Genomic DNA, 25,342 nt, shown 5'->3' with positions numbered 1-25,342 from the left:
GGATCATCAACACCCTTCGCTGCGTCCGCAGCCCCGTCCTGAGTTAGGACTTACTCGTCTAGTACAGGCCAATTCGGCAACAGATCACGGGTAGCGCTCCGAGTCGACCAAGCCGGGCACGAACACCACACCACCCCATCCGACGAAGGAGGATGCGCCGGTCCCTGTCCCGAGCACGGCGGGCCAACCTGCGCGGACTGATCGGGCTACCTACCCCGCTGTCACCTGACGAAGGAGGCCGGGCTCGGGCGGCCGGACGGGTCGACATGCCGCGGCGACAACCCTGCCGGGCCGTGGAGGGTGGTAGCACATTCGGTCATGATCAGGGCGTTGTCCACAGCAGCCGCTACCTGGTCACGGAGGTCTGGGAGTCCGGGCGGGACGGCTTCTACCGGGCGTACGGCGACATCCGCCGGCCGCGCTTGGCTCCGGTCCGGGGGCGGTGCGGGACCGCCCCCGGACCGGTCACCGGCAGGTCCAGCGCACCGGCCGGACCTGGTCGTCGGACTCGAGCTGGCCGCCGAGCACCCGGCCGTCGTCGCTGAAACTGGTTACGCCGCCCTGCCGCTCGCCGCGCCAGCCGTCCGGCACGGGCAGCTTCACCGACCTCGTGTCGGTGATCACGCCGGGTACGTCATCGGCGACCGAACCGGCCAGCCAGCCCCGACCGTTGCCAGTCCCGGACCAGAGCACGCCCTTCAGGACGTCCGTCTGCCCGGTCCGCAGGTTGATCCGCACCGGGTACCTGGTTATGCCGTTCCGGGGGACGACTTTGGTGTCGCGTTCGGCGGTGCCGGTCACCCAGCCACCGGCCAACGACAGGGGCAGGAACCGGTCGGCCTTCCCGCCGGGCACCCGCGGCAACGGCAGCACCTCCGGCCGGGCGGCGCCCGAACGCCACACCACCGCGCGGGTGGGCTTGTCCGGGTGCCCGTCGGACATCACGGCCAGGATGGTGCCGTCCTCGTCGATGTCGACGGCCGCGCCCTCCCACTGCGGGCCGGGCAGTGGCAGGTCGACCGGCTGGCTCCGGTACGAGTCCCAGACCACCGGCCGTTGGATCCAGGGTTTCCCGGGAACCAGATTGCGATAGCCGACGATCCGGCCGGCGTCGTTGACTGCCGTCGCGCCCCCGGACGTCGCCACGGGCAGGCCGATGACCTCGCCGTCGCGCACCGCCCACGCCCGCGACTCGCTTCCGTTCCCGAACGACGAACCCACCGCCAGGCCGGCCCGGTTCACATCCGTCAACTTCTGCATCGAGCCCGGCAGCTCGACCTCCCGGACCCGGTCCCCCTCCCAGACCAGCAGGCCGAAATCGATCTGGCCCTGCCCCTGCGGGGCCCGACGGCCGAGCAGCCACCGGCCGTCCGGGTCACCGCCGGTGACCGCGCCGTGTGGATCGCCCGGCACGGGCAGCAGCTCGGCCGTGCACACCCCCTGCCACGGGCCGGTCGGCCGCGGTTCCGGGGACGGCATCGACGGGCTGGGGCTCGCGGCCGGCGCGGGGGCAGCCCGCCCGTTCCCGCCCAGCGCCGCCGGCAGCGCGGCCGCCGCCAGCACACCCAGCGCGACGGCCCCGGCCGCCACCACCCGACGGTTGCGGCGGCGCCGGCGGGCCTCCCGGATCGCCCCCGGCAGGTCGACTCGGGGTGGGCCGCCGGGCTCGTCGTCCAGCCACCGCAGCCGGTCGGCGACGTGTTCGTCATCGGTCCTCATGCCCACCGCTCCTCTCCGGTCCGGCCGGCCATCTCGCGGTCCCCGAGCAGCCGTCGCATCGCCGCCAGGCCGTGCGAGGTCTGGCTCTTCACCGTGCCGGGCGAGCAGCCCAGCGTCCGGGCCACCTCCTCCACCGGCAGGTCGTGCAGGAAACGCAGCACCAGCACCGCCCGTTGGCGGGGCGGCACCTTGGCCAGGGCGTCGCGCAGCACGGTCCGCTCCTCGACGCCGCGGTCCTCGGTGGACCGCACATCGGGCGGACCGCCGAACAGGTGCACCCGCCACCAGCCGCGCCGCCGGGTGTCCAGAAAGTGCCGCACCAGCACCGTGCGGACGTACGCGTCGAGCTGCTCGACCTCGCCGATCCGGGCCCAGCGCAGGTAGAGCCGGGTGGCGGTCTCCTGCACCAGGTCGTCGGCCTGGTCGCGGTCGCCGCAGAGTCCGTACGCGAGCCGCCGCAGCGCCGGCAAGCGGGCGGTGACGTACTCGATGTATTCCTGGTCCGATGCGTCCGGCATCCGGCCACCTCCGTGGGGTTCGCTATTCCAGACGGCACCGCGCCGGAAACGGTTGTACGCGATCATGGAACAGGGCCCGAGGATGGCCGGATGGAGATCCCTGAGAGCCTTCGGTGGACCGACCAGATCCCGGCGGGCCGGGCCTGGCGGGCGGTGCTGCTGGACCGGCTGGCGGAGTGCGTCGTGCAGTGGGACCTGCGGGTGGTGGGACCCCCGTTCGGGTACGCGTTCGCCTCGCTGGCCGTGCCGGTCGAGATGCCGGACGGTACCCCGGCCGTGCTGAAGCAGTGCCCGGACGACGAAAGGACCGGGCCAGCGCAGGGACGTGCCTAGCTTTGGAGCTCCTGGGCGGCGCGGACGATCAGTCGGCGGGCGCCTTCGCCGGTGACGGCTTCCTGCCAGAGTCGCTCGATGGCCCTGGTGTAGGTGGCGGCTTCGTCGTCACGGTAGGTGGTCTCGCCGACGAAGGTTTCCACGATGGCGACATCGTCGTACATCTGGAACGAGTTCTGCGGGGTGGTGGCGAGCGGGACGCCGAGAGGCAGGATGCCGAAGCGGATGTTCGGTACACCGACGACGGTTGGCAGCCGGTCGAGCTGGCCGCGCATGACCTCGGGCGAGGTCAGGAGCCACCGCAGCACGGGCTCGGCGAGTAGGAACTCGAACCGCTTGGTGGTGTCGTAGAGCAGCTGCTGACGCTGCATCCGGGTGGCTACGGCGGCGTCCACGTCGGCGATGTCGAGGTTGTGCAGCTCGACCATCTCGGTGAGGACACGGCGGGCGTAGTCGGCGGTCTGGAGCAGTCCGGGTACGTATACGGTTTCGAAGTGCCGGATCAGCCGTGACTCGGCGACGAGTTGGTTGTAGCTGTCCTGGCCGCGGCGGTGCTCGATGTGGGCTGGGGCGAGGGCAAGCGGTCGCGGAAGTGGGTCTACGGCAAGCGCTACCGGAAGCTCATCGAGAACCACGTTCGCCCGGCGCTCGGCCGGCTGGCGCTCGACAAGCTGACGCCGACCATCATCCGCCGGCTGCTCGCCGAGAAGACAGACTCCGGTCTCTCGGCAACGACGGTTCGGCACATCCACGGGCTGATCCGGAACTCACTCGGTGACGCGGAGCGGGAGGAACTGGTACACCGCAACGCCGCCAAGTCGGTCCGGCCGCCTGCGATGAGGCAAGTCGAGCGTCGCGCCCTGGGCGTGGACGAGGCCAAGCGGTTGCTCGATGCGCTGCGAGGGCACCGCCTGGAAGCGCTGTACGTCTGTGCCCTGACGGTCGGGCTTCGTCGCGGGGAACTGCTCGGGCTCGCCTGGTCGGACATCGACTTCGACGCCGGCACCCTGACCGTTCGGCAAACCGTCCAGCGGGCCGATGGCCGGTTGCAGCTCGTGGCGCCCAGGACGGAGCGGTCCCGTCGGACGGTCCCGGTGCCGGCGCAGACCCTCGCCCTGTTCCGCGCGCACCGTCGACAGCAGGCCGCCGACCGGTTGGTGGCGGGGGAGCGGTGGCAGGATCACGGCTTGGTCTTCCCGTCCAAGGTCGGTACGCCGATGGATCCGGACCACATCGACCGGACGTGGCACAAGATTCGGGCGGCGGCCGGCCTCGACTGGCTGCGGCTGCATGACCTGCGGCACGCCTGCGCGACGTTCCTGCTCGTCTCCGGTGCGTCGCCCCGGACGGTGATGAAGGTGCTCGGGCACAGCCAGATCGGGCTGACGATGAACACCTACGCCCACGTCCTGCCCGAGATCGAGCGGGCCGCCGTGAACGAGGCCGCGAAGCACCTCTTCGGCTGACTTGGCTGTACGAATGGCTGTACGGAGGCCGTGGTGATCGTCTCGACCGGGAGCGGAAAGCCGCTGACCTGCGGTGGAAAGGGTGCGCCCGGCAGGATTCGAACCTGCGGCCTTGGGATTAGAAGTCCCCTGCTCTATCCGCTGAGCTACGGGCGCGTGGCGTGGGTGTCGCGCCACGAGGGTACCGCCGCCCCGCCGACAGTCGGGGGAAAGGGTGGCCGCGTCGCCGTGGCCTCGGCAGGGTCGCACGGAAGGGGGTCGGTCGGCATCCGGGTTCCGGCGGGGCGGCCGGACGGCGGCCCGTACCCTCGGCTGGTGCTGCTCGATCCGGAAGCCGAGAACGACGTCGCCTACGAACTCTGCCAGATCGTGGGGCGGGCCATCCTGCCGTACCGGTCGTCGGGCGAGCCGGGAGTCGGCACCGCCTTCTTCTACCGGGGCGACGGTGGGCCGCCGGGGGAGTACCTGCTGACGGCCGGTGCGCTGACCCGTACCGCCGGGGGTGAACTCGGCCTGCGGTCGAGCGTCGCCGAGCCGGCGGACCTCGCGCCGGTCGCCGTGGCCGATGAGGACCTCGCGCCGGGCTGGCGGCAACTCGCCGGCGGTGGTGCGGCCCTGCCCGGCGACGGGCTGCACCGGCACGCCGCCGACGGCGGCTGGCGCTGGCGGGTGCAGCCGGTGCCCGACCGGATCGCCGCCGGGCCCGAGGTGGTCGCGGCCCTGGGCGCCGAGCCGGGCTCGGCCTTCGTGCTGGCCCACGGGGTACGCGACGACGGGTCGCGCCCGTTGGAGGTCGCGATCGAGCGGGTGGTCCGGGAGGGCGACACGGTACGGATCACCACCGAACTGCCTCCGGGCTACGTCGGGGCGCCGGTCTTCGCGGTGCGGGTGGATGCCGAGGGCGAGTTCGCGCTGTACTGCCTCGGCCTGGTGCTGCCCGGCGTGGGCGGGCACCCGGTGGCGACCTTCGACCGGATCCGCGCCGCACTCGAACCGCCCGCCGCCCCCTGACGGCGCGGGGGCGGTTCGCGAGCGAGATCTTGGAGGGAAACTGCCCCTCTAGGGGCGCTTTCTCTCCAAGATCTCGGACGGGTCACGGTGCGCGGTGCGGGGTGGGTGGTGCGTCAGGTGCTCGGAGCGGTGGCGGGGTCGGTGGGCCGGCGGCTGGTCGGCGGGCGGGTGTCGGCCGGGGTGGCCTCGGCGATGGCGTCGGTTGGGGTGGTGTCGGCGGGGGCGGTGGGGCCCGCGCCCAGGAACGCCTCGGCCCACCGGCCGACCTCGTCGAAGACCTTCTTGCGTACGGCGGGACCGGAGAGCGTGAGGTCGTGCATCCCGCCGTCGAAGCGGGCGAGAGTGACGTGCCGGCCGAGGCGGGGCGCGTACCGGACCATGTGCTCGACGTCCAGCACGGCGTCGGCCAGGGCGGCCGAATCGTGCCACCGGGTGCCCCGGAAGGAGCGGGTGGAGCAGGCGAGCAGCACCGGCACCGGGATGTCCAGCCCGGCGCGCAGCCGCCGCTGACCGGTGCGGATGGCGTTCAGCCAGCCGGCCCGGACCGGGAACCCGGCGAGCGGCTTCCAGGCCAGGTCGTAGCTCCACTCGCCGCGGTGGTCGGCGTGGATGCTCTCGCCGTACACCGTGCCCAGCCCGAACGGCAGGATGCGCTGCGGCGCCCGACGGCCCAGCCGGGAGACGGCGGCCGCGAGGGGTCGCCGCACCGCCCAGGGGGCGTTGATGTCGAAGAAGGGGCTGTTGAGGACCAGGCCGTCGACGACGCCGGCGTCGCGGCGGGCGTCCGCCCAGAGCGAGATGATCAGACCGCCGGTGGAGTGGCCCATCACCAGCAGCGTGTCGTGCCCGTCGTCCTCGCGGATGATCGCGGCGGCGGCGTCCAGCTCCGGGAAGTAGTCGCTGATGTCCCGGCAGAAGTTCGCAGTTTGGTGCGGCAGCAGGCTGCGACCGTACTTGCGCAGGTCGAGGGCGTAGAAGTCCCAGCCACGCTCGGCGAAGAAGTCGGCCAGGTGGGTCTGGAAGAAGTAGTCGACGAAGCCGTGCACGTAGAGCACCGCCCGCCCGGTCGGGCGCTCGGCCCGCCGCCGGATTAGGGTCGCGACCACCGGCCCCTCGTCGTCGGTGCCCAGGTCGATCGTCTGCCGCTCGTACGGCGGCCCCAGCACGTCCGGTTCCACGAAGGCGACGGTACGCCGGCAAGCTACCCGGCGGTAGCCCCCGAATGCCGTCCGCCCCGGCCGGCCGCACCTGCCGGTCGGGGCGGACGGGTACGGCTCAGGCGGTCTCGGCGTCTGCGCGGCTCGGGTCGGCGGCAGGCAGGCCGGTCTCGTCCTCGGTCTGGTCGACCACGCCCTCCGGGTGGCCGACGTCGCGCAGGTGCTTGTTGTGCCGAGGCTCCTGCCGGGTCTTCGCGTCGTTCAGTCGTCGGCGCAGGTCGTCACGGACGTCGTTGAGCGCCGCGTGCAGGTCCTCCTCGGCGGAGGTGGTGACGATCTTCTGTCGGCCGGCGATCCAGCACTCCAGGGTGACCTTCTGCCCCCGCGCCTCCCGGTCCTTCACCGACACCTCGATCTCGGTGGCGTCGGCGTGGAAACTGGCCAGCCGGGCGTCGAGGGTGGCGAACTGCTCGGCGATCCAGTTGCGGTCGCCCTGCGAGAATCCGGCGCCCACGCGCAGGCACTCGGCGGCGGTGGCCGGGTTCGCCACGGCGCTCATCGTCGCACCGGGCCGGGGACGTGTGCGGGGTCGATGGTGGTGATCATCATGGCGCTGACCTCTCGTTCGACGTCGTGTTGTCGTCGGTGCGGTTGATCAAGTCCATACCCAGCCGGGTGCGATCCGGAACCGCCCGAGTCCGGTTCGTCACGTCGGCGGTAGCACAGACCGAGCGTGATCAGGGCGTTGTCCACAGGTGGGCCCGTCGTCCACAGGTCGGGGTGGGCCGCTGGCGTCCGGGGGCGCCGCCGCCGCAGGCTCGGTGCCGAGTCGACTCGCGCTGGCAAGCCCCCGATCCCCTGGAGGGACGATGTTCGACACCTACGTCACGATCGTCGGCAACGTGCTGACCGCGCCGGAGTGGCGGCGCACCACCCAGAGCAACACCCTGGTGGCCAACTTCAAGGTCGCCTCCACCGCCCGGCGCCTCGACCGGGACAGCGGTCGCTGGCTCGACGGCAACAGCCTGCGGGTCCGCGCCAACTGCTGGCGCAAGCTCGCCGAGGGAGTGGCCGCCTCGGTGATGGTCGGCGATCCGGTGGTGGTCTGCGGCCGGCTCTACACCCGCGACTGGACCGACGACGCCGGCAACCACCGCACCCTCTACGAGCTTTAGGCGGTCGCGGTCGGCCACGACCTCTCTCGGGGCCGGGCCCGGTTCCTGCGCAACCGGCCGAGCATGACCACCAGCACCGTCGAGGACGCGGAGGCGGAGGGCCGGGTGCACGGGGAACCCACCGAGCCGGTGCCGGCAGGGGAGGCGCCCACCCTGCCCGACGACCGTCCACTCGACGACGAGTTCGAGCTGCCCGACTTCGCCGCGTCGCGGACCGGGCGGGAGCAGCCCTACGCCGCCGACGACATGGTGGCCGCGGTTGCGGAGGACGGCGAGGACCCGGCGGAGCTGGGCTCCCTGCCCGAGCTGGGCGATCCGGAGGACGACGACCTGGACCCGGTGCCGGACGAGAGCCAGCCGGAGCCCGTGCCGTCCGGGCGGGGGCGGCGTGGCCGGAGGGTGCCCCAACCCGCGTGACCGGGCCGGCGGGCGTCACGACGGGGGCGGGGTGGCGACGCGGCCGGCGTTGTCACCCCGCGCGACGCTCGCCGACGGCGGGCTCCCGCCGTTCGAGGTGGGACCCAGGGTGCTCGTCTAGGCTGGCCGGCCGGAGGTGGTGTGGGTGCGACGGGAAGCGCCGGTGGCGAACGCGGTGGGGCTGCTGGCCGGGTACGCGCTGGACAGGCTGCTCGGCGACCCGCGCCGGTGGCATCCGGTGGCCGGCTTCGGGCAGGCCGCCGGCGCCCTGGAACGGCGGATGTACCGGCCGGACCGGGCAGCCGGCGCGGCGTTCACCGCGCTGGCGGTGGGCGCACCGGTGCTGCTCGGAGCGGTCGCCACGGCGGTCACCCGACGCCGACCGGTGGCCCGCGCGGTGCTCGTCGCCGCCGGCACCTGGACGGTGCTGGGCGGCCGCACCCTGCGGCACGAGGCCACGGTGATGGGTGGGGCGCTGCGCGACGGTGACCTGCCCGCCGCGCGGGGGCGCCTCGGGCACCTCTGCGGTCGGGACCCGTCGACGCTGGACGAGTCCGAGCTGGCGCGGGCCACCGTCGAGTCGGTCGCCGAGAACACCTCCGACGCGGTGGTCGCCCCGCTGCTCTGGGGGGCCGTCGCCGGCCTGCCCGGGTTGCTCGGTTACCGGGCGGCCAACACCCTCGACGCGATGGTCGGGCACCGGTCGGCGCGCTACGCCCGGTTCGGCACCCCGGCCGCTCGGCTGGACGACCTGCTCAACCTGGTGCCGTCCCGGCTGACCGGGCTGCTCACCATCGCTGTGGCGCCGGTCGCGCACGGTGACCGGGGGCGGGCCTGGCGGGTGTGGCGGCGGGACCGCAACGACCATCCGAGCCCCAACGCCGGCCAGTGCGAGGCGGCGATGGCCGGCGCGCTCGGGGTCCGGCTCGGTGGCCGCAACGTCTACTTCGGCCGCTCCGAGGTGCGTCCGTTTCTCGGTGACGGGCCCCGTCCGGAGGCGCGGCACCTGCGCCGGGCCGCCCGGATCTCCGGCGCGGTCGGGCTGGCCGCCGTGGGGTTGGCCGCCGCGTACCCGCTGACCGTCGGACGGCTGCTCGCGGCGGCTGGCCGGCGGGTGGCGCGGGTGGGGAGGGGGCGGTGAGCGGCGGGCTGTTGGTCGCCGGCACCACCTCCGACGCCGGCAAGAGCGTGCTCACCGCCGGCATCTGCCGGTGGCTGCACCGCCGGGGCGTCAAGGTGGCCCCGTTCAAGGCGCAGAACATGTCGAACAACTCGGCGGTGGTGGTCGGGCCGGACGGGCGCGGCGGAGAGATCGGTCGGGCCCAGGCCATGCAGGCCGCCGCCTGCGGGCTCGCGCCCGACCTGCGCTTCAACCCGGTCCTGCTCAAGCCGGGCAGTGACCTCGCCAGCCAGGTGGTGCTGCTCGGCGAGGCGGTCGACACGATCACCGCCGGCACCTTCCGTCACCTGCGCCCCCGGCTCGCCGAGACCGCGTACGCGGCGCTGGCCGAGCTGCGGGAGGCGTACGACGTGGTGATCTGCGAGGGCGCTGGCAGCCCCGCCGAGATCAACCTGCGGGCCGGCGACTACGTCAACATGGGGCTGGCCCGGCACGCCGGGCTTCCCGCCATCGTGGTCGGCGACATCGACCGGGGAGGTGTCTTCGCCTCGATGTTCGGCACCGTGGCCCTGCTCGACCCGGCCGACCAGGCGCTGATCGCCGGCTTCGTGATCAACAAGTTCCGGGGGGACCGGGGCCTGCTCCAGCCGGGGCTGGACATGCTGCACCAGGTCACCGGCCGCCCCACGTACGGGGTGCTGCCCTGGGCGCTGGACCTGTGGCTGGACGCCGAGGACTCCCTCGCGTACGGCCGGGTGCTCGGCCGTCCGGCCGCCCCGCACGGCACCGAGTGGCTCGACGTGGCCGTGGTCCGACTGCCCCGGATCAGCAACGCCACCGACGTCGAGGCGCTGGCCACCGAGCCCGGCGTCCGGGTACGCCTCACCGTCGAGCCGGCCGAGTTGGCCGCCGCCGACCTGGTCGTCCTGCCCGGTTCCAAATCGACCGTGGCGGATCTGGCCTGGCTGCGCGAGACCGGCCTGGCCGACGCCGTCCTCGCCCACGCGGCGGCGGGCAGGCCGCTGCTGGGTCTGTGCGGCGGCTTCCAGATGCTCGGCCGGGCCATCCACGATCCGGTGGAGAGCCGGCGGGGCAGCGTGCCGGGCCTCGGCCTGCTGCCCATCGAGATCACCTTCGACCCGCGCAAGACCGTCCGCCAGTCGGAGGGCGTCGCCGCCGGTGACCTGCGGGTGCGGGGCTACGAGATCCACCACGGGTACGTCTCGCAGACCGACCCCGCGCTGGCCCCACTGCTGACCGGCGCGGACGGCGTCGGCGAGGGCGCGGTGCTCGGCGCGGTGCACGGCACGCACTGGCACGGCGCCTTCGAGTCCGACGGGTTCCGTCGCTGGTTCCTGACCGAGGCGGCCCGGCTGGCCGGCCGTACCGGCTTCCGGGTGGCACCGGCCACCGCCTTCGCCGCCGTCCGGGAGCGTTCGCTCGACCTGCTCGGCGACCTGGTTGAGGAGCACCTGGACACCGCCGCGCTGTGGCGCCTCATCGAGGCCGGCGCACCCCCCGGCCTTCCCTTCATCCCCCCGGGAGCCCCCAGACTCTGACCCCTGCGGGGGCGGGGGTCAATAGCGGATGTCGGCGGGGCGGTCGGAGATGGGGAGGCCGGCCTCGAGCCACGCCTGGACGCCGCCGATCATGTCGGTCGCCCGGCGCAGCCCGAGGGTCTGCAGGCTCGCGGCGGCGAGGCTGGAGCTGTAGCCGTGCCGGCACACCACCACGATCTCCCGGTCGTACCCGGTGGCTTCCGGGATCCGCCAGGCGCTGGCCGGGTCGAGCCGCCACTCCAGCACCGTCCGGTCGATGACAATCGCCCCGGGCAGGTTGCCCTGTTCCCGGCGCTGCCCGTCGGAGCGGGTGTCGACCAGCAGCGCGCCGCCGCGGACCGCCTCGACGGTCTGCTGTGGAGTCAGTCGGTGCAGCCCGGCGCGGGCCTGCTCCAGCAGGGCGTCGATACCGGGGCTCATCACGTCTCGGAGCACCTCCCGATCATGCCCAGTCCCGTTCCGCTCCGCCCGGCGAACGGGCCGGGCGTCACCCGTCCCCGCCCCGATTCCCCCGGACGTGAAGGGGCGGCGCGCCCCGACGTACGAGCCATGATCGACACGGTTTGCCTGAAATCGAGGTGTTGCGGGCGCGGGGATAGCCCGGTTTCCAGGAAACCGAGCGGACCGTCCGTCAGGTGCCCTGGCAGGGGTGGGTCGTGCCCGCGATCACGCTGCGGACGCCGACAGACAGCCCCATACCCGGGTGGGCCATGCTGGTTGCCGTGCGCGAACTCGCCGTCCCCGCCTGCCCGACCGGGGTGACCACGGAGCCCGACGCGGTCGCGACGAACCCGGTGGCGGTGTTCGAGGCGTACCCCGAGCTGGCCCGCCGGGTGCTCGCGGGCCCGGCGCGGTTGGGGCGGACCCGGCTCGTCGCGGTCGACGGGCCGAGCGGCGCGGGCAAGAGCCGGTTCGCGGCGCGGCTCGCGGACGCCCTCGCCGCGCTGCCCGGCGGCGCCCCACCGCCGGTGGTGCACACCGACGACCTGCTCGACGGCTGGGACGACCAGCTCACGTTCTGGCCCCGCCTGGAGGAGTGGGTGCTGGCGCCGCTGCGCGCCGGGCGGCCCGGCGCCTACCGTCGATACAGCTGGGTGCGGCGGGCCTTCCTGCCCCGCCCGGTGCCGGTGCCGGTCACGCCGGTGCTGATCCTGGAGGGGGTGAGCGCCGCACGGGCGGCGGTGCGCCCGGAGCTGACCCTCGCCGTCCTCGTCACCGCGCCGGCGCCGCTGCGGCTGGCCCGTGCGGTGGCCCGGGACGGCCCGGAGATCCTGCCCGAGCTGCGCCGCTGGCACGCCGGGGAGCGGGCGCACTTCGCCGCCGACGGTACGGCCGCGCACGCGGACCTGCGCGTCGACGGGGCGCCCGGCCTGCCGCACGACGCCGACCGGTACTACCTGCGGATCTGCTGACCCGTCCGGCCATGGACGCCGGCGACCGGCTGCGGCACGATGCGAGGCAGGGTCGGTACGGCGAACGAAGGAGCCACCATGTCGGCAGCGGAGACGCCCGCGCGGCGCCGGACCACCCTCACCGGCATCAGCTCCCGAGCCTGGGAGCATCCCGCCGACCGGGGCGCCCTGGTCGCGCTCCGCGAGCTGCGCGGCTTCGACGACGTGGTGCGGACGTTCTTCGGGATGTGGAACGAGCGCGGCTTCCGGCTCTCCGTGCTGGCGTCCGGCATCCGCGTCGACCACCGGCAGTACCCGGCGGTCTGGCAGCGCTACACCGAGGCCGCCGCGACGCTGGACGTGGCCGAGCTGCCCGAGCTGTACGTGACCCAGTCGCCCTGGCTGGGCGCGGAGGCGGTCGGCCTGGAACGGCCGTTCATCGTGCTGAACTCCGCCTGCGTCCCGCAGCTCGACGAGGACGAGCTGCGCTGCCTGCTCGGTCACGAACTGGGGCACGTGGGCAGCGGCCACGCGGTGTACAAGACCATGCTCATGATCCTGACCCGCTGGGCGGCGAACCTCAGTTGGCTGCCGGTCGGCGCGTTCGCGTTGCGGGCCATCATCGCGGCCATGCTGGAGTGGTGGCGCAAGGCGGAACTCTCCGCCGACCGGGCGGGGCTGCTCGCCGGTCAGGACCCGGCCGCCGCGCTGCGGCTGCTGATGAAGCTCGCCGGTGGGGGAGACCTGTCCCAGATCGACACGACCGCCTTCCTGGAGCAGGCCGCCGAGTACTCCGGCGGCGGCGACCTGCGGGACAGCCTGCACAAGATCCGGATGACCGCGTGGAGCACCCACCCGACGCCGGTGGCCCGGGCCGGCCAGCTGCGGCAGTGGATCGACTCCGGGGCGTACGGGCGGGTGCTCGGCGGGGACTATCCCCGCCGCGACGACGACCGCGCGACCAGCGTCTCCGAGGAGATCCGGGCGGCGGCCGAGTCGTACCGGGAGGCGTTCGGCACATCCACCGACCCGCTGGTGGGGCTGCTGCGCCGGCTGGGCGACGGCGCCGCCGACGTGGGCGAGTGGGTGGGTGGCGGCGCCGGTCGGGCACGCTCCTGGATGGACGCCGCGACCGAGGCCGCCGGCCGGGCCCGCCGCGCCGGCCGGACCGCACCCGGCGCGGGCGACACCACCAACGGCGGGGGTACGGCGTCCGAGGGCGGTGACGCGGGCTCGCCCGGCACGTTCCGGTAAGGCCGGCATACGATGCCGGTCATGACCACACCGATCCTGTCCGAGTCCGAGGTGCGGGCCGCCGTCGAGCGGGAGATGCCCGGCGTCCGGGCCGACCTGGAACGCCTCGTCCGCATTCCCGGCATCGCCTTCGAGGGCTTCGACCACTCGCACGTCGAGCGCTCCGCCGAGGCGGTCGCCGAGCTGTTGCGCGGCTGCGGCCTCGACGTCGACATCGTGCGCTCCGGCGGTCAGCCCGCGGTGATCGGCCGGAAGCCGGCCCCGCCCGGCGCGCCGACGGTGCTGCTCTACGCCCACCACGACGTGCAGCCGGTGGGCGACCGGGCGCTGTGGGAGTCCGACCCGTTCGAGCCGGTGGAGCGCGACGGCCGGCTCTACGGCCGTGGCGCGGCCGACGACAAGGCCGGCATCATGGCGCACGTGGCGGCGCTGCGCGCGTACGGTGACGCCCTGCCGGTCGGCGTGGTGCTCTTCATCGAGGGCGAGGAGGAGTACGGCTCCGACTCGCTGGAGCGCCTGCTCGCCGAGCACCGCGACGAGATCGCCTCGGACGTCATCGTGATCGCCGACTCCGGCAACTGGGACATCGGCGTGCCGGCGCTGACCACCTCGCTGCGGGGCATCGTCAACTGCTTCGTCGAGGTCCGCACCCTGGACCACGCGGTGCACAGCGGCATGTTCGGCGGCGCCGTCCCGGACGCGCTGACCGCGCTGGTCCGACTGCTGGCCACCCTGCACGACGACGCCGGCGACGTGGCCGTCGACGGGCTGGTCGGCAGGGAGGGCGCCAGCGTCGACTACCCGGAGGACCGGATCCGCGCCGAGGCCGGGCTGGCCGAGGGCGTGCGGTTCATCGGCACCGGCCGGATCACCGACCGGCTCTGGACCAAGCCCGCCCTGGCGGTGCTCGGCATCGACGCGCCGGCCACCGGTGAGGCGCCCAACGCCCTGGTCCCGTCGGCGAAGGCGAAGCTCAGCGTCCGGCTCGCGCCGGGCGACGACCCGAAGAAGGCGTACGACGCGCTCCGCACCCACCTGGAGCGGCACGCCCCGTGGGGCGCGCAGGTCACGGTGACCTTCGAGCACGACGGCAACCCGTGCGTCATCGACGCGACCGGACCGATGTTCGACGCGGCCCGGGCCGCGTTCAAGGGCGCCTGGGACGGCACCGACCCGGTGGACATCGGCGTCGGCGGCTCGATCCCGTTCATCGCCACCTTCCAGGAGATGTTCCCGCAGGCGGCGATCCTGGTGACCGGCGTGGAGGATCCGCACGCGCGGGCACACGGCCCGAACGAGAGCCTGCACCTGGGCGAGTTCGCCCGGGTCTGCCTCGCCGAGGCGCTGCTGCTGGGCAAGGTGGCTGCGGCGGGTCGAAACACGCCCTGAGTGTCGAAACCGTAACTTCGGCCCTGATCTGGGAGTTTGCGGTGTGTCCGGCGCACGGCTGTTATAGCCTTTCGAACATGAGTACGAACGAGGTGATGGCCCGCCTGGGGGCCGCCGTCAGTGCGCTGGGGGACGTCGACGTCTCCGCGTGGTCCGAGGACACGCTCAAGGAACAGCTCGGTGAGCTGTCCACCGCCCTGGTCGCCCTCGACTCGGTGCTGTCGCGGGTGGCCGACGAGGTCCGTTCCCGTGGGCTGCGCATCGAGGAGCCCGTCTCCGCCTGATCCCGCACCGGCGCGGGCGGCGGCACCGTGTCGACACCGCCCGGGCACGGCAATGCCCGGGCGGTGTCGGGGGCGGCTGGCAGGATGAAGCCCGTGCGGTTCATCGACCTGGCAGCCACCTCCGCCGCCGTCGCCGCCACCAGCGGCCGGCGGGCCAAGGTGGAGCTGCTCGCCGACGCGTTGCGCCGGCTCGACCCGACCGAGGTCGAGGCGGGTGCCGGCTATCTGGCGGGTGAGCTGCGCCAGCGGCAGACCGGCGTGGGCTACGCGAGCCTGCGTGACCTGCCCCCGCCGGCGGCGGAGCCGACGCTGACCGTGGCGGGTGTCGACGCGGCCGTCGAGCAGATCGCCGCGGTGCACGGCACCGGCTCGCAGACCCGGCGTCGGGCGCTGCTCGGCGCCCTCTACGCAGCGGCGACCGCCGACGAGCAGCGCCTGCTCACCGGCCTGTTCAGCGGCGAGTTGCGGCAGGGTGCCCAGGCCGGGCTGCTGGCCGACGCGGTGGCCAGGGCCGCCGACGTCCCGGTGGCGGCGGTCCGCCGTGCGCTGCTGCTTGCCGGCGACCTGCGCGCCGTGGCGATGGCCGCGCTCGACGGCGGCGCCGCCGCGCTGGCCGGCTTCGGCCTGCGCGTCGGCCGGCCGCTGGCGCCGATGCTGGCGCAGAGCGCCCCCTCGGTCGACGAGGCGCTGGCCGCGACCGGCACCCCGGCGGTGGTCGACGTGAAGCTCGACGGCATCCGCATCCAGGTGCACCGCTCGGGCGCCGACATCGCCGTCTTCACCCGCAGCCTCGACGAGATCACCACCCGGGTGCCCGAGGTGGTCGCGGCGGTCCGCGCCCTGCCCGGCCGGGAGCTGGTGCTCGACGGCGAGGCGATCGGCCTGGACCAGACCGGCCGGCCGCTGCCGTTCCAGCAGACCTCCAGTCGGGCCGCTCGCCGCACCACCCCGAGCACCACCGGGCGCACCCCGGTCGCCCCGGCGGTGCTCGCCGCCGCGGCCAGCACCGGCGAGACCGTGCTGACGCCGTACTTCTTCGACCTGCTGCACCTCGACGGCGAGGATCTGATCGACCTGCCCGGCCGGGACCGGTGGGCCGCGCTCGCCGGCGCGGTCGACGCTTCGCTGCTGGTCGGGCGGATGGAGGTCGACGGCCCGGAGGAGGCCGGCGCGGCGTTCGCCGCCGCGCTCGACGCCGGCCAGGAGGGCGTGGTGGTCAAGGCACCGGACGCCCCGTACGACGCCGGCCGGCGCGGCGCGGCCTGGGTCAAGGTCAAGCCCCGGCACACCCTCGATCTGGTGGTGCTCGCCGTCGAGTGGGGCAGCGGCCGGCGGAAGGGCTGGTTGTCCAACCTGCACCTCGGTGCCCGCGACCCGCGCAGCGGCGACTTCGTCATGCTCGGCAAGACGTTCAAGGGGCTCACCGACGAGCTGCTGCGTTGGCAGACCGAACGGTTCCTCGGCCTCGCCGTCGAGCGCGGCGACTGGGTGGTCCGGGTCCGCCCCGAGCAGGTGGTGGAGATCGCCTTCGACGGGGTGCAGACCAGCTCGCGCTACCCGGGCGGGATGGCGCTGCGGTTCGCCCGGGTGGTGCGCTACCGCGACGACAAGCCCGCCTCCGAGGCCGACACCATCGACGCGGTCCGGGCCATCCACGCCGGCCGGCGCACCGACTGAGCCGCCGCCGGCCGGTCGCGGGTCGACCGGCGGGTCGGACGTGGGGTGCGACCCGTCAGGCGGGTGTGCTCGGCGTCGGCTCGGCGGCCCGGTCGACCGAGCGCGGGGTGCCGATGCCGGCGGCCCGGCGGGCCTCCCGACGGGCCACCCAGCCGTAGCCGAACAGCGCCATCACGGCGAAGAGCCACCACTGCACGACGTAACCGAAGTTCTGCCAGTTGTTGGCGTGGCCGACCGGCACCGCCTTGAAGACCGGGTCGGCCGCCGGGGTCTGCTCGTCCAGCAGCAGGTAACCGCCGTACACCGGGTAGGGCAGCTCCCGGGCCAGCCGCGGTACGGCGATCCGCCGTGTCTCTAACCGGCCGTCGCGCCGGTCCACGGCGCCCGCGCCGCTCTCGCTCGCGTGCACCCGACCGGCCACCGTCACGTCGCCGGTGGGTGCCGCGGGCACCGGCGGCTGGGCGGTCGCCCCACCCGGCGCGGGCGGGATCCACCCCCGGTCCACCAGCAGGGCGGTGCCGTCGGCGAGCACCAGCGGGGTGAGCACCTCGAAGCCGACCCGGCTGTCCGCCGTCCGGCCGCGGACCAGGACGGTGTTCGTCGGGTCGTACCGGCCGGTGGCGCTGATCCGGGTCCAGACCTTGTCGTCGGCGGGGGCCGGACCGACCGTGCCGGCGCCGCCGGTGGGGGCGCGCAGCGCGTCGGCCAGCCGCCCCGGCGCCATCCGCTCGCCGGCGTCGATCCGCTCGTTGACCTCGGTGCGGCCCCGGTAGCGGTCCAGCTGCCAGTTGCCGAGCAGCACCATGACCGCGGCGGCGACCAGGGTCAGCGCGAGGGCGCCCAGCCAGCGTGGGCTCAGCAGGAACCGGTACACGGCAACGAGGCTACCCGTATGACCGGGGCCACTGACCGCGACCGGCCGGCGGCGGACCGGATGGGCCGCTCGGCGGCGCTCGCCCGTCGGTCGGGCCGGGTATCGTCACGCGGGCGGACCGGGCCCCCGGTCCGCCGTCGCGTACCCGTCCGCGAGGAGTCGATGATGACCGTCGTGCCGCGTCTGGTGCTCAGCGCGCCGTCCTCCGGGCACGGCAAGAACGCGCTGGCGATCGGGCTGCTCGCCGCCCTCGCCGACCGGGGTGTCGACGTCGCCGGGTTCAAGCTCGGCCCGGACCACGTCGACGCCGCGTACCTCGGCCTCGCCGCCGGCCGGCCCGGCCGGGTCGTCGACCCCCGGTTGGTCGGCCTGGACCGGCTCGCCCCGCTGGTCGCGCACGGCGCCGCCGGGGCCGGGCTGGCCGTGGTGCAGGGCAGCATGGGCCTGTACGACAGCCTCGCCGGCCGCCCGCAGCAGGAGTCGACCGCCGCTGCCGCCGCCGCGCTGCGCAGCCCGGTGGTGCTGGTGGTCGACGTGGCCGCGATGGGTCAGTCGGTGGCCGCGCTGGTGCACGGCTTCCGCTCGTACGACGACCAGCTCTGGCTGGGTGGGGTGATCCTCAACCGGGTGGCGTCGGCCCGGCACGAGGCGATGCTGCGCGAGGCGCTCGACGAGGTGGGTGTGCCGGTCTACGGGGCGCTGCGCCGCCAGGACCTGCCGGCGGTGCTGCCGTCGCGCCGGCACGGCGTGCTGCCGGTGGTCGGCGGGTCCGCCGAGGCGACCCGGGCGGTCCGCCGGTTGGGTGAGGCGGTGGCCGCCACGGTCGACCTCGAGCGGCTGCTCGGGCTGGCCCGCTCGGCCCCGGACCTGCCGGCCGCCGCCTGGTCGCCGGAGGAGGCGCTCGGCGCGGTGACCGCCCCGGCGGAGCGTCCGCTGGTGGCGCTGGCCGGCGGGCCGGGCGGCAGCTTCAGCCACCCGGAGACGGCGGAGCTGCTGCGGGCCGCGGGCGCCGAGCTGGTCACGATCGATCCACTGCGGGACGAGGCGCTGCCCGCCGGCACCCGGGCGCTGGTCGTAGGCGGCGCGCTGCCCGAGGCGTACGCCGAGCAGTTGTCGGCCAACCGGCGGCTCTGCATCGCGGTGGCCGAGCTGGCGCGCACCGGGCGTCCGGTCGTGGCCGAGGGCGCCGGCCTGCTGTGGCTGGCCCGCGAACTGGACGGGCTGCCGATGTGCGGGGTGCTGGACGCGGTCGGCGCCAGCCGGGACGGCCTGGTGGTGGGCTACCGGGAGGCGACCGCGCAGACCGACAGCGTGGTCGCCGCGCTGGGCACGGTGCTGGTCGGGCACAAGGAGCACCGCGCGGTGCTCACCCCGCGGGCCGGTCAGCGTGCGGCCTGGAGCTGGGACGGTGGCTCGCCGGAGGGCTTCGTCTGGCGCAACGTGCACGCCTCGCAGCTCACCCTGCACTGGGCCGCGCACCCGCAGACCGCCGCCCGGCTGGTCGCCGCCGCCGCGACCGAGCCGGCGGGTGAGGCCGTGCCGGCGCAGCCCGGTGGGGTGCCGGCGTGATCGGTCAGGTGGCGGTGCGCCGTTTCCCGGCGCTGACCGTCTCCACCCCGCGTACCGAGGTGCGGCAGATGACCGCGGCGGACGCGGCGGCGGCCGGGGAGATCTTCGCCGACAAGCAGACCCGTCGTTGGCTACCCCTGGCGGACGACTCCGGGCCGATCGACGGGCACGCCTGGTGCACCGAGCTGGCGCGGCAGCGCCGCGACAGCGGCGAGGGCGACCACTACGCGGTGGTGCGTCGGGAGGACGAGCGGGTTGTGGGCACGCTGTGGACCCGGCGTACCGACTGGGGTGCCCGGCTCACCGAGATCTCCTACGCGATGGCGCCGCACGCGCGGGGCTTCGGGCTGGCCGCCGAGGCCGTGGACGCGGTGGCCATCGCGCTGATCCTGGAGCACGGCTTCCAGCGGGTCGAGCTGCGGGTGGCGCCGGGCAACCTGGCCTCCCGTCGGGTCGCCGAGAAGGCCGGGTTCAGCTACGAGGGCCTGCTGCGCAACGCCGGCTTCGTCCGCGGCGGCCGGGTCGATCTCGAACTCTGGTCGTTCGTGGCCGCCGACCTGCGCTGACCGGCGCCGGGCCCGGCGTGGGTCCCGGCGCCGGTGCGGTGGCGGTCAGCCGACGATGGCGTCGGACGGTGGCGTGAACTGGCGGGTGGGCTGACCCTTGAGCGCGTCGCGGAGGGTCTCCGAGACCGCGGCGATCGGGATCTGGGACTGCCCGTCACCGACGGCGTTGAACGGGTTGTCCGGGTCGGAGATGAAGCTCGCCGCCGCCAGTTCCGGCGTGTAGCCGACGAACCAGGCCGACCGGGTGCTGTCCGTGGTACCCGTCTTGCCGGCCACCGGGCGGCCGACCGTACCCCGGACGCTGTCGGCGGTGGACCAGCCGCCGCAGCTGCCGCGCGCCGGGGTGTCGCCGGTCGGGCAGCGGGCGGCGTCGGTGGCGGCCCGGGCCGCGTCCGCGCTCACCACCTGCCGGCAGCGCGGCTTGGCCACCTCGCGGTGGATACCGGCGGCGGTGGTGTACGTGGCCGGGGTGCCGTCCCGGTTGAAGATCGACTGCACCGGGATGGCCTCGCAGTAGCGGCCGTCGGCGGCGATGGCGGCGTACGCGTTCGCCATCTCGAGCGGGGTGGCGTCGGAGACGCCCAGGGTGAACGCCCCCCACTTCTTCGCCTTGCCCGGCGACGCCTGCTCGCGGTCGACGTCGGTGCGCCAGCGCAGGCCGAGCTGCTCGGCGAGCCGGACCGCGCGGTCCGCCCCGACCTTCTCCTCCAGCCACACGAAGTACGTGTTGACCGATTTGCCGAAGCCGGACCACATGGTCTGCTGCCCGGTCATCGCGCCGCTGGCGTTGGACGGCGCCCACCCGTCGTAGACGGCCGACTTGTACTTGTACGGGGCGTTGAACGAGGTGGAGAGCGTCATCCCCGCGTCCAGCGCGGCCAGCATCGGGAACATCTTGAACGTCGACCCGGCCTGGTAGCCCGGCAGGTCACCGCCGCCGAGCAGCGGCGCCACCGTGTTCGGGTAGTTGGCCTTCGTCCTGGGGTCGGCCTCCGGGTTGGAACTCTGCGGGTTCTCGCTGAGGTCCAGCGAGTACGTCCGGTTCACCGCCATCGCCTTCACCCGCCCGGTGCCCGGCTCGGCGACCACGATGCCGTTGGCGAACGGGCTGCCGGTGCCCTCCTTGGCGCCGACGTTCTTGTCCGCCGCCTCCTGGATCTTCGGGTCGATGCTGAGCACGATCCGGTAGCCGCCCCGGCGCAGCTTGTCCATCCGTTCCAGCCGGTTCGCCCCGAACGCGGGCTGCGAGCTCCACCAGTTCTTCAGGTAGTCGCAGGCGAAGCCCCAGCTGTTGTACTTCTCCGGCACGGAGGCGCAGTCGTTCGGCGGGCTGGTCAGCTTCAGCTGGATCGGTTGGGCCTTGGCCGCCGCCACCGAGTCGGGGGAGAGGTAGCCGAGCTGGCTCATCCGGTCCAGCACGTAGTTGCGCCGCCCGGTGGCCTCCTTTTGGTCGGAGTCGGCCGGGTCGTACTCGGACGGCGACTTGACCAGCCCGGCCAGGGTGGCCGCCTCGACCGGGGTGAGGTCCTTCGGGGTCTTGGAGAAGAAGATCTCGCTGGCCGCGTAGATGCCGTACGCCCGGTGACCGAAGTACGCCGAGTTGAGGTAGCGCTCCAGGATCTGCTCCTTGCTCATCTCCTTCTCCAGGTCCAGCGCCATCCGCATCTCCTTGACCTTGCGCAGGCTGGTCTGCTGGGTGGCCTCCTGGACCTGCTTGGGAGTGCTGGCGCTGTCCCGCAGGGCCATCCGGACGTACTGCATGGTCAGCGTCGAGGCGCCCTGGGAGACGCCGCTGGAGCGGGCGTTGGCCACGAAGGCGCGGGCCACACCCTTTGGGTCGACGCCGTGGTGCTGGTAGAAGCGGGAGTCCTCGGCCGCGATGATCGCCTGCTGGATGTTCGGCGACATGTCCGACAGCTTCGTGTACTGCCGGTACTCCTCGTAGAACATGGTCAGCACGGTCTTGCCGTCGGGCGCGTACAGGTAGGAGGTCTCGGCGGGCAGGGCTTTGGTCAGCAACTTGGTCTTGTGCTCCACGGCGTGCGCGGTCGCCTTGGCGCCGAGGCCGGTGACGGCGACCAGCGGGTACGCGACGGCGGCGATCACGATGCCGGCGATGAGTCCGGCGCGGAGCAGTGGAAGGAGGCGACCAGCGGCGGCAAGGGGTCGGGTGCTCACGTGGCCAAGTTATGACATTTCCGATTCGGACATGAGAAGAACTCATAAACCGGTGGGGTGGTGACGCGTCCCACCCCGGATCGGCTGTCCCGCCGGCCACCTTCCCGGCAGGATCGCGGACATGTGTGATCAGCCGAACGGAACGGCAGCCGGCGCCGGGCCGGTCGCCGTCGGGAAGCCGGACCTGGCACACCACGGCGACGCCGAGGTGGGCGCGGGTCTGGTGGACCTCGCCGTCAACGTGCGCCGGGCGCCGATGCCGGAGTGGCTGGCCGGCCCGATCACCGCCGCGCTGGCCGACCTCGCTCGCTACCCCGAGCCCGCGCCGGCCCGCGCGGCGGTCGCCGCCCGGCACGGCCGTACCCCGGACGAGGTACTGCTGACCGCCGGCGCGGCCGAGGGCTTCGTGCTGATCGCCCAGGCGCTGCGTGGGGCACGTCGGCCGGTCGTGGTGCATCCGCAGTTCACCGAGCCGGAGGCGGCGCTGCGGGCCGCCGGGCACGAGGTGCACCGCGTCCTGCTCGACCCCGCCGAGGACTTCCGGCTCGACCCGGCCCGGGTACCCGCCGACGCCGACCTGGTGATGATCGGCAACCCGACCAACCCCACCTCGGTGCTGCATCCGGCTTCCACCGTGGCGGCGCTGGCCCGACCGGGCCGGGTGCTGGTCGTCGACGAGGCGTTCGCCGACACCACCGTCGCCCCGGGGTCGCCGGGGGAGCCCGCCTCCCTGGCCGCCCGGCGCGACCTGCCCGGTCTGCTGGTGCTGCGCAGCCTCACCAAGACCTGGGGGCTGGCCGGCCTGCGGATCGGTTACCTGCTCGGCGCCCCCGAGCTGCTGACCCGGCTGGCCGCCGTCCAGCCCCTCTGGGCCGTCTCCACGCCCGCGCTGGCGGCCGCGTCCGCCTGCGCCAGCCCTGTCGCGGTCCAGGCGGAGCGCGCCGTCGCCGCCCAACTGGCCGCCGACCGCGACCACCTGGTCGCCCGCCTCGCCGACCTGCCCGGCGTACGCGTGGTCGGGCGCCCGGCCAGCGCGTTCGTGCTGCTGCACCTGCCCGGGGCGACCCGGGTCCGGGCGGCGCTGCGCGAGCGGGGCTGGGCGGTACGCCGTGGCGACACGTTTCCCGGGCTCGGCCCGGACTGGCTACGGGTGGCGGTGCGCGACCGCGCCACCACCGACGCGTTCACCGAGGTACTGGGCGACATTCTGGAGGCATGATGCTGGAGACCACGATCGCGGCGATCCGACCGCTGCACGGGCCGGCGATGGCCGCCGCCCGCGAGCTGCACGGTCGGCTGACCAAGCCGGCGGGTTCGCTGGGCGCCCTGGAGGAGCTCTCGGTACGCCTCGCCGGCCTGGCCGGGGAGTGCCCGCCGCCCCTTCCCGAGCCGGCCGCGGTGGCGATCTTCGCCGGTGACCACGGGGTGCACGCCCAGGCGGTGACCCCCTGGCCGCAGGAGGTCACCGCACAGATGATCGGCAACTTCCTGGCCGGCGGCGCGGTGGTCAACGCGTTCGCCCGACAGGCCGGCGCGTCGGTCACCGTGGTCGACGTCGGCGTCGCCACTCCGCTTCCGGCCCCGACCGCCGACGAGCCGGCCGGTTCGGACCGTCCTGCCGGCGACCCGGCCGCACTCGACCCGGTCGCACTCGACCCGGCGGTGCCGCGGCTGGTGGCCGCGAACGTCCGTCCGGGCACCCGGGACCTCGCGGTGACCGCCGCGCTCACCCGGGACGAGGCGCGCGCGGCGGTGGAGACCGGTGTGCGGATCGCCGACGAGCTGATCGACGCGGGCGCCGGGATCCTGCTGACCGGGGACATGGGCATCGGCAACACCACGCCGGCGGCCGCGCTGATCGCCGCCTTCACCGGGGTCGACCCGGCCCAGGCGACCGGCCGGGGCACCGGGGTCGACGATTCGACGTACACCCACAAGGTGGCGGTGGTGCGGGCCGCGCTGGCCCGGCACGCCCCCGACCCGGCCGACCCGCTGGGCGTGCTGGCCGCCGTCGGCGGTCTGGAGCACGCCGCGCTGGCCGGGCTGATCCTGGGCGCGGCGGCCCGGCGCACGCCGGTGCTGCTGGACGGCGTGATCGCGGTCTCCGCCGCGCTCGCCGCCGCGGCCTTCGCGCCGGACGCGGTGGCCGCCATGGTCGCCGGGCACCGGTCGGCCGAACCGGGCGCGACGGTCGCGCTGCGCCACCTCGGCCTTGACCCGCTGATCGACCTCGGGCTGCGCCTCGGGGAGGGCACCGGCGCGCTGCTGGCCCTGCCGGTGGTCACCGGGGCGGTCCGGGTGCTGCACGAGGTGGCCACCTTCGACTCCGCCGGGGTGGCCGAGAAGTGAGCGGGCGTACCTTCCGGCTGGGTAGCGCGGCGGCGGCGTGAACGCCAACCCGTACCCCCTCGGCCTGCGGCTCGGCGGGCGGCGGGTGGTCGTGGTGGGTGGCGGCGCGGTCGCCACCCGGCGGGTGCCCGCGCTGCTGGACGCCGGCGCGGACGTCCTGCTCGTCGCGCCGGAGCTGATGCCGGCGCTGCGCGCCCAGGTCGACGCCGGGCGGCTGCACTGGGCGGCGCGGCGGTTCGCACCCGGAGACCTGGACGGTGCCTGGCTGGTCCAGGTGGCTGTCGACGATCCGCTCGCCGCCGCGTCGGTGAGCGCCGCCGCCGCCGAGCGCCGGATCTTCTGTGTCCGCGCCGACGACCGGACGGCCGCCACCGCCTGGACGCCGGCGGTGACCCGGCACGGTCCGGTGACCGTCGCGGTGCTCGGCGGCGGCGACCCGCGCCGGGCCATGACCGTCCGCGACGCCATCCGCGACCTCCTGGATGCAAGGAAGGGCCCCCTGTTAACGCCTGCGGTAGAGGAAGGGCCCCCTCCTGACGCTGGCGGTCGGGTGGCGCTGGTTGGGGCCGGCCCGGGCGACCCGGAGCTGATCACCGTGAAGGGCTGGCGGCTGCTCACCGAGGCCGACGTGGTGGTGGCCGACCGGCTGGTGCCCGGCCTGCTGCTGGACGAGTTGCGGGCCGACGTCGAGCTGGTCGACGCCTCGAAGATCCCCTACGGCCCGTCCCGGGCCCAGGAGGAGATCAACCGCATCCTCGTCGACCGGGCGCGGGCCGGCGCGTTCGTGGTCCGGCTCAAGGGCGGCGACCCGTACGTCTTCGGCCGGGGCGGCGAGGAACTGCTGGCCTGTGCCGCCGCCGGCGTGCCGGTGACCGTGGTACCCGGGGTGACCAGTTCGATCGCCGCGCCCGCCGCGGCCGGCATCCCGGTGACCCACCGCTCGGTGGCGCACGAGTTCACCGTGGTCTCCGGGCACGTCGCGCCGGACTCGCCGACCTCGCTGGTGCGCTGGGACGCCCTCGCCGGCCTGCGCGGCACCCTCGTCATCCTGATGGGGTTGAAGAACCTGGCCGCCATCGCGGCCACCCTGGTTGCGCACGGCCGCTCGCCGGACACCCCGGCCGCCGTCGTGCAGGAGGGCACGACCGGTGCCCAACGCCAGCTCCGGTCCACCCTCGGCACGGTCGCCGCCGACGCCGTGGCGGCGGGAATCCGCCCGCCAGCCGTCGTGGTGGTGGGCGACGTGGTCGGCGCGCTCGACAACTGAGGTCGCGGCGTCCGGTGTCGTGCGGGCGCCAAACGGGCGCGCGCGGCGCCACACGGGCGGACGCGGTGC

Annotated in this window: 23 protein-coding genes, 1 tRNA gene and 1 pseudogene; 16 read left to right on the top strand and 9 right to left on the bottom strand. The window is 74.4% G+C overall.

Annotated features, from left to right (window positions below):
* Positions 1–465: 465 nt before the first annotated feature.
* Positions 466–1,719 carry a hypothetical protein gene (locus ACFOW4_RS00415; RefSeq protein WP_377523390.1) on the bottom strand — a complete coding sequence of 418 codons (1,254 nt, stop codon included), beginning with the start codon at positions 1,717–1,719 and terminating at the stop codon, positions 466–468.
* Complete coding sequence (locus tag ACFOW4_RS00410; RefSeq protein ID WP_377523388.1) at positions 1,716–2,237, bottom strand: SigE family RNA polymerase sigma factor; 522 nt, start codon at positions 2,235–2,237, stop codon at positions 1,716–1,718. The genes ACFOW4_RS00415 and ACFOW4_RS00410 overlap by 4 nt, the downstream gene beginning before the upstream one ends.
* 90 nt (positions 2,238–2,327) lie before the next feature.
* Between ACFOW4_RS00410 and ACFOW4_RS00405 the strand changes: the two genes are divergently transcribed.
* Complete coding sequence (locus ACFOW4_RS00405) at positions 2,328–2,570, top strand: hypothetical protein (protein WP_377523387.1); 243 nt, start codon at positions 2,328–2,330, stop codon at positions 2,568–2,570.
* On the opposite strand, the gene ACFOW4_RS00400 is transcribed toward ACFOW4_RS00405, so the two are convergent.
* Positions 2,567–3,205: a DUF5753 domain-containing protein gene (locus tag ACFOW4_RS00400; protein WP_377523385.1), complete on the bottom strand. Its 639-nt coding sequence runs from the start codon at positions 3,203–3,205 to the stop codon at positions 2,567–2,569. The genes ACFOW4_RS00405 and ACFOW4_RS00400 overlap by 4 nt on opposite strands.
* Between ACFOW4_RS00400 and ACFOW4_RS00395 the strand changes: the two genes are divergently transcribed.
* A complete protein-coding gene (locus ACFOW4_RS00395; protein WP_377523384.1) occupies positions 3,095–4,036 on the top strand; it encodes a tyrosine-type recombinase/integrase in 942 nt (313 codons plus the stop codon). The genes ACFOW4_RS00400 and ACFOW4_RS00395 overlap by 111 nt on opposite strands.
* 83 nt (positions 4,037–4,119) lie before the next feature.
* Here the strand turns inward: ACFOW4_RS00395 and ACFOW4_RS00390 are convergent.
* Positions 4,120–4,192 (bottom strand) — tRNA-Arg (locus tag ACFOW4_RS00390).
* 159 nt (positions 4,193–4,351) lie between these two features.
* Here ACFOW4_RS00390 and ACFOW4_RS00385 point away from each other — a divergent pair.
* On the top strand, positions 4,352–5,047 hold the full coding sequence (locus ACFOW4_RS00385; protein ID WP_377523382.1) for a hypothetical protein: 696 nt from the start codon (positions 4,352–4,354) through the stop codon (positions 5,045–5,047).
* A gap of 113 nt (positions 5,048–5,160) precedes the next feature.
* On the opposite strand, the gene ACFOW4_RS00380 is transcribed toward ACFOW4_RS00385, so the two are convergent.
* Both ACFOW4_RS00380 and ACFOW4_RS00375 read right to left on the bottom strand, forming a co-directional pair.
* Positions 5,161–6,225, bottom strand: coding sequence for an alpha/beta hydrolase (locus ACFOW4_RS00380; protein ID WP_377523381.1), 1,065 nt, complete (start codon positions 6,223–6,225; stop codon positions 5,161–5,163).
* A 97-nt stretch (positions 6,226–6,322) separates the two neighbouring features.
* On the bottom strand, positions 6,323–6,763 hold the full coding sequence (locus ACFOW4_RS00375) for an HPF/RaiA family ribosome-associated protein (protein ID WP_377523379.1): 441 nt from the start codon (positions 6,761–6,763) through the stop codon (positions 6,323–6,325).
* Positions 6,764–7,073: 310 nt separating this feature from the next.
* On the opposite strand from ACFOW4_RS00375, the pseudogene ACFOW4_RS00370 reads away from it, so the two are divergent.
* The 3 genes and pseudogenes from ACFOW4_RS00370 (at position 7,074) to ACFOW4_RS00360 (ending at position 10,475) form a co-directional block, all read left to right on the top strand.
* Positions 7,074–7,796, top strand: a pseudogene (locus ACFOW4_RS00370) (single-stranded DNA-binding protein).
* 145 nt (positions 7,797–7,941) lie between these two features.
* Complete coding sequence (locus ACFOW4_RS00365) at positions 7,942–8,937, top strand: cobalamin biosynthesis protein (RefSeq protein WP_377523378.1); 996 nt, start codon at positions 7,942–7,944, stop codon at positions 8,935–8,937.
* Positions 8,934–10,475, top strand: coding sequence for a cobyric acid synthase (locus ACFOW4_RS00360; protein WP_377523377.1), 1,542 nt, complete (start codon positions 8,934–8,936; stop codon positions 10,473–10,475). Before ACFOW4_RS00365 ends, ACFOW4_RS00360 begins: the two co-directional genes overlap by 4 nt.
* A gap of 18 nt (positions 10,476–10,493) precedes the next feature.
* On the opposite strand, the gene ACFOW4_RS00355 is transcribed toward ACFOW4_RS00360, so the two are convergent.
* Positions 10,494–10,895 carry a rhodanese-like domain-containing protein gene (locus ACFOW4_RS00355; protein ID WP_377523404.1) on the bottom strand — a complete coding sequence of 134 codons (402 nt, stop codon included), beginning with the start codon at positions 10,893–10,895 and terminating at the stop codon, positions 10,494–10,496.
* 374 nt (positions 10,896–11,269) lie between these two features.
* Here ACFOW4_RS00355 and ACFOW4_RS00350 point away from each other — a divergent pair, with 374 nt between their 5' ends.
* The 5 genes from ACFOW4_RS00350 to ACFOW4_RS00330 all read left to right on the top strand — a co-directional run bounded on the left by ACFOW4_RS00350 (position 11,270) and on the right by ACFOW4_RS00330 (position 16,470).
* Complete coding sequence (locus ACFOW4_RS00350; RefSeq protein WP_377523403.1) at positions 11,270–11,887, top strand: uridine kinase; 618 nt, start codon at positions 11,270–11,272, stop codon at positions 11,885–11,887.
* A 78-nt stretch (positions 11,888–11,965) separates the two neighbouring features.
* Positions 11,966–13,120, top strand: coding sequence for a M48 family metallopeptidase (locus ACFOW4_RS00345; RefSeq protein WP_377523375.1), 1,155 nt, complete (start codon positions 11,966–11,968; stop codon positions 13,118–13,120).
* Positions 13,121–13,141: 21 nt separating this feature from the next.
* Positions 13,142–14,509: a dipeptidase gene (locus ACFOW4_RS00340; RefSeq protein ID WP_377523374.1), complete on the top strand. Its 1,368-nt coding sequence runs from the start codon at positions 13,142–13,144 to the stop codon at positions 14,507–14,509.
* Between the two features lie 77 nt (positions 14,510–14,586).
* On the top strand, positions 14,587–14,793 hold the full coding sequence (locus ACFOW4_RS00335; RefSeq protein WP_377523373.1) for a hypothetical protein: 207 nt from the start codon (positions 14,587–14,589) through the stop codon (positions 14,791–14,793).
* A gap of 93 nt (positions 14,794–14,886) precedes the next feature.
* Positions 14,887–16,470, top strand: coding sequence for an ATP-dependent DNA ligase (locus tag ACFOW4_RS00330; RefSeq protein WP_377523372.1), 1,584 nt, complete (start codon positions 14,887–14,889; stop codon positions 16,468–16,470).
* A gap of 55 nt (positions 16,471–16,525) precedes the next feature.
* Here the strand turns inward: ACFOW4_RS00330 and ACFOW4_RS00325 are convergent, their stop codons facing one another.
* Positions 16,526–17,344: an SURF1 family protein gene (locus ACFOW4_RS00325; protein WP_377523371.1), complete on the bottom strand. Its 819-nt coding sequence runs from the start codon at positions 17,342–17,344 to the stop codon at positions 16,526–16,528.
* 165 nt (positions 17,345–17,509) lie between these two features.
* Between ACFOW4_RS00325 and ACFOW4_RS00320 the strand changes: the two genes are divergently transcribed.
* Both ACFOW4_RS00320 and ACFOW4_RS00315 read left to right on the top strand, forming a co-directional pair.
* The gene (locus ACFOW4_RS00320) at positions 17,510–18,913 is read left to right on the top strand and encodes a cobyrinate a,c-diamide synthase (RefSeq protein ID WP_377523370.1); all 1,404 of its coding nucleotides are present in this window, start codon (positions 17,510–17,512) and stop codon (positions 18,911–18,913) included.
* Positions 18,910–19,479, top strand: a complete 570-nt coding sequence (locus ACFOW4_RS00315; RefSeq protein ID WP_377523368.1) for a GNAT family N-acetyltransferase — start codon at positions 18,910–18,912, stop codon at positions 19,477–19,479. The genes ACFOW4_RS00320 and ACFOW4_RS00315 overlap by 4 nt, the downstream gene beginning before the upstream one ends.
* A 45-nt stretch (positions 19,480–19,524) precedes the next feature.
* Here the strand turns inward: ACFOW4_RS00315 and ACFOW4_RS00310 are convergent, their stop codons facing one another.
* Positions 19,525–21,657, bottom strand: coding sequence for a transglycosylase domain-containing protein (locus ACFOW4_RS00310; RefSeq protein WP_377523367.1), 2,133 nt, complete (start codon positions 21,655–21,657; stop codon positions 19,525–19,527).
* Between the two features lie 121 nt (positions 21,658–21,778).
* On the opposite strand from ACFOW4_RS00310, the gene cobC reads away from it, so the two are divergent.
* Genes cobC through cobA form a run of 3 tightly spaced genes read left to right on the top strand, consistent with a single transcriptional unit; the run spans position 21,779 to position 25,273 of the window.
* Complete coding sequence (gene cobC / locus ACFOW4_RS00305) at positions 21,779–22,876, top strand: Rv2231c family pyridoxal phosphate-dependent protein CobC (protein WP_377523366.1); 1,098 nt, start codon at positions 21,779–21,781, stop codon at positions 22,874–22,876.
* Positions 22,876–24,006 (top strand): nicotinate-nucleotide--dimethylbenzimidazole phosphoribosyltransferase, encoded by a 1,131-nt coding sequence (locus ACFOW4_RS00300; RefSeq protein ID WP_377523401.1) that lies wholly within the window; start codon positions 22,876–22,878, stop codon positions 24,004–24,006. Before cobC ends, ACFOW4_RS00300 begins: the two co-directional genes overlap by 1 nt.
* Positions 24,007–24,043: 37 nt before the next feature.
* Complete coding sequence (gene cobA / locus ACFOW4_RS00295) at positions 24,044–25,273, top strand: uroporphyrinogen-III C-methyltransferase (protein WP_377523365.1); 1,230 nt, start codon at positions 24,044–24,046, stop codon at positions 25,271–25,273.
* The last annotated feature ends 69 nt before the right edge of the window (positions 25,274–25,342 follow it).

Origin of the sequence: Micromonospora sp. GCM10011542 (genome assembly GCF_042650685.1) — a bacterium.
GTDB lineage: Bacteria > Actinomycetota > Actinomycetes > Mycobacteriales > Micromonosporaceae > Micromonospora.
The sequence above is the reverse complement of the archived record's forward strand: the minus strand, read 5'-3'. Positions and strand labels throughout refer to the sequence as shown.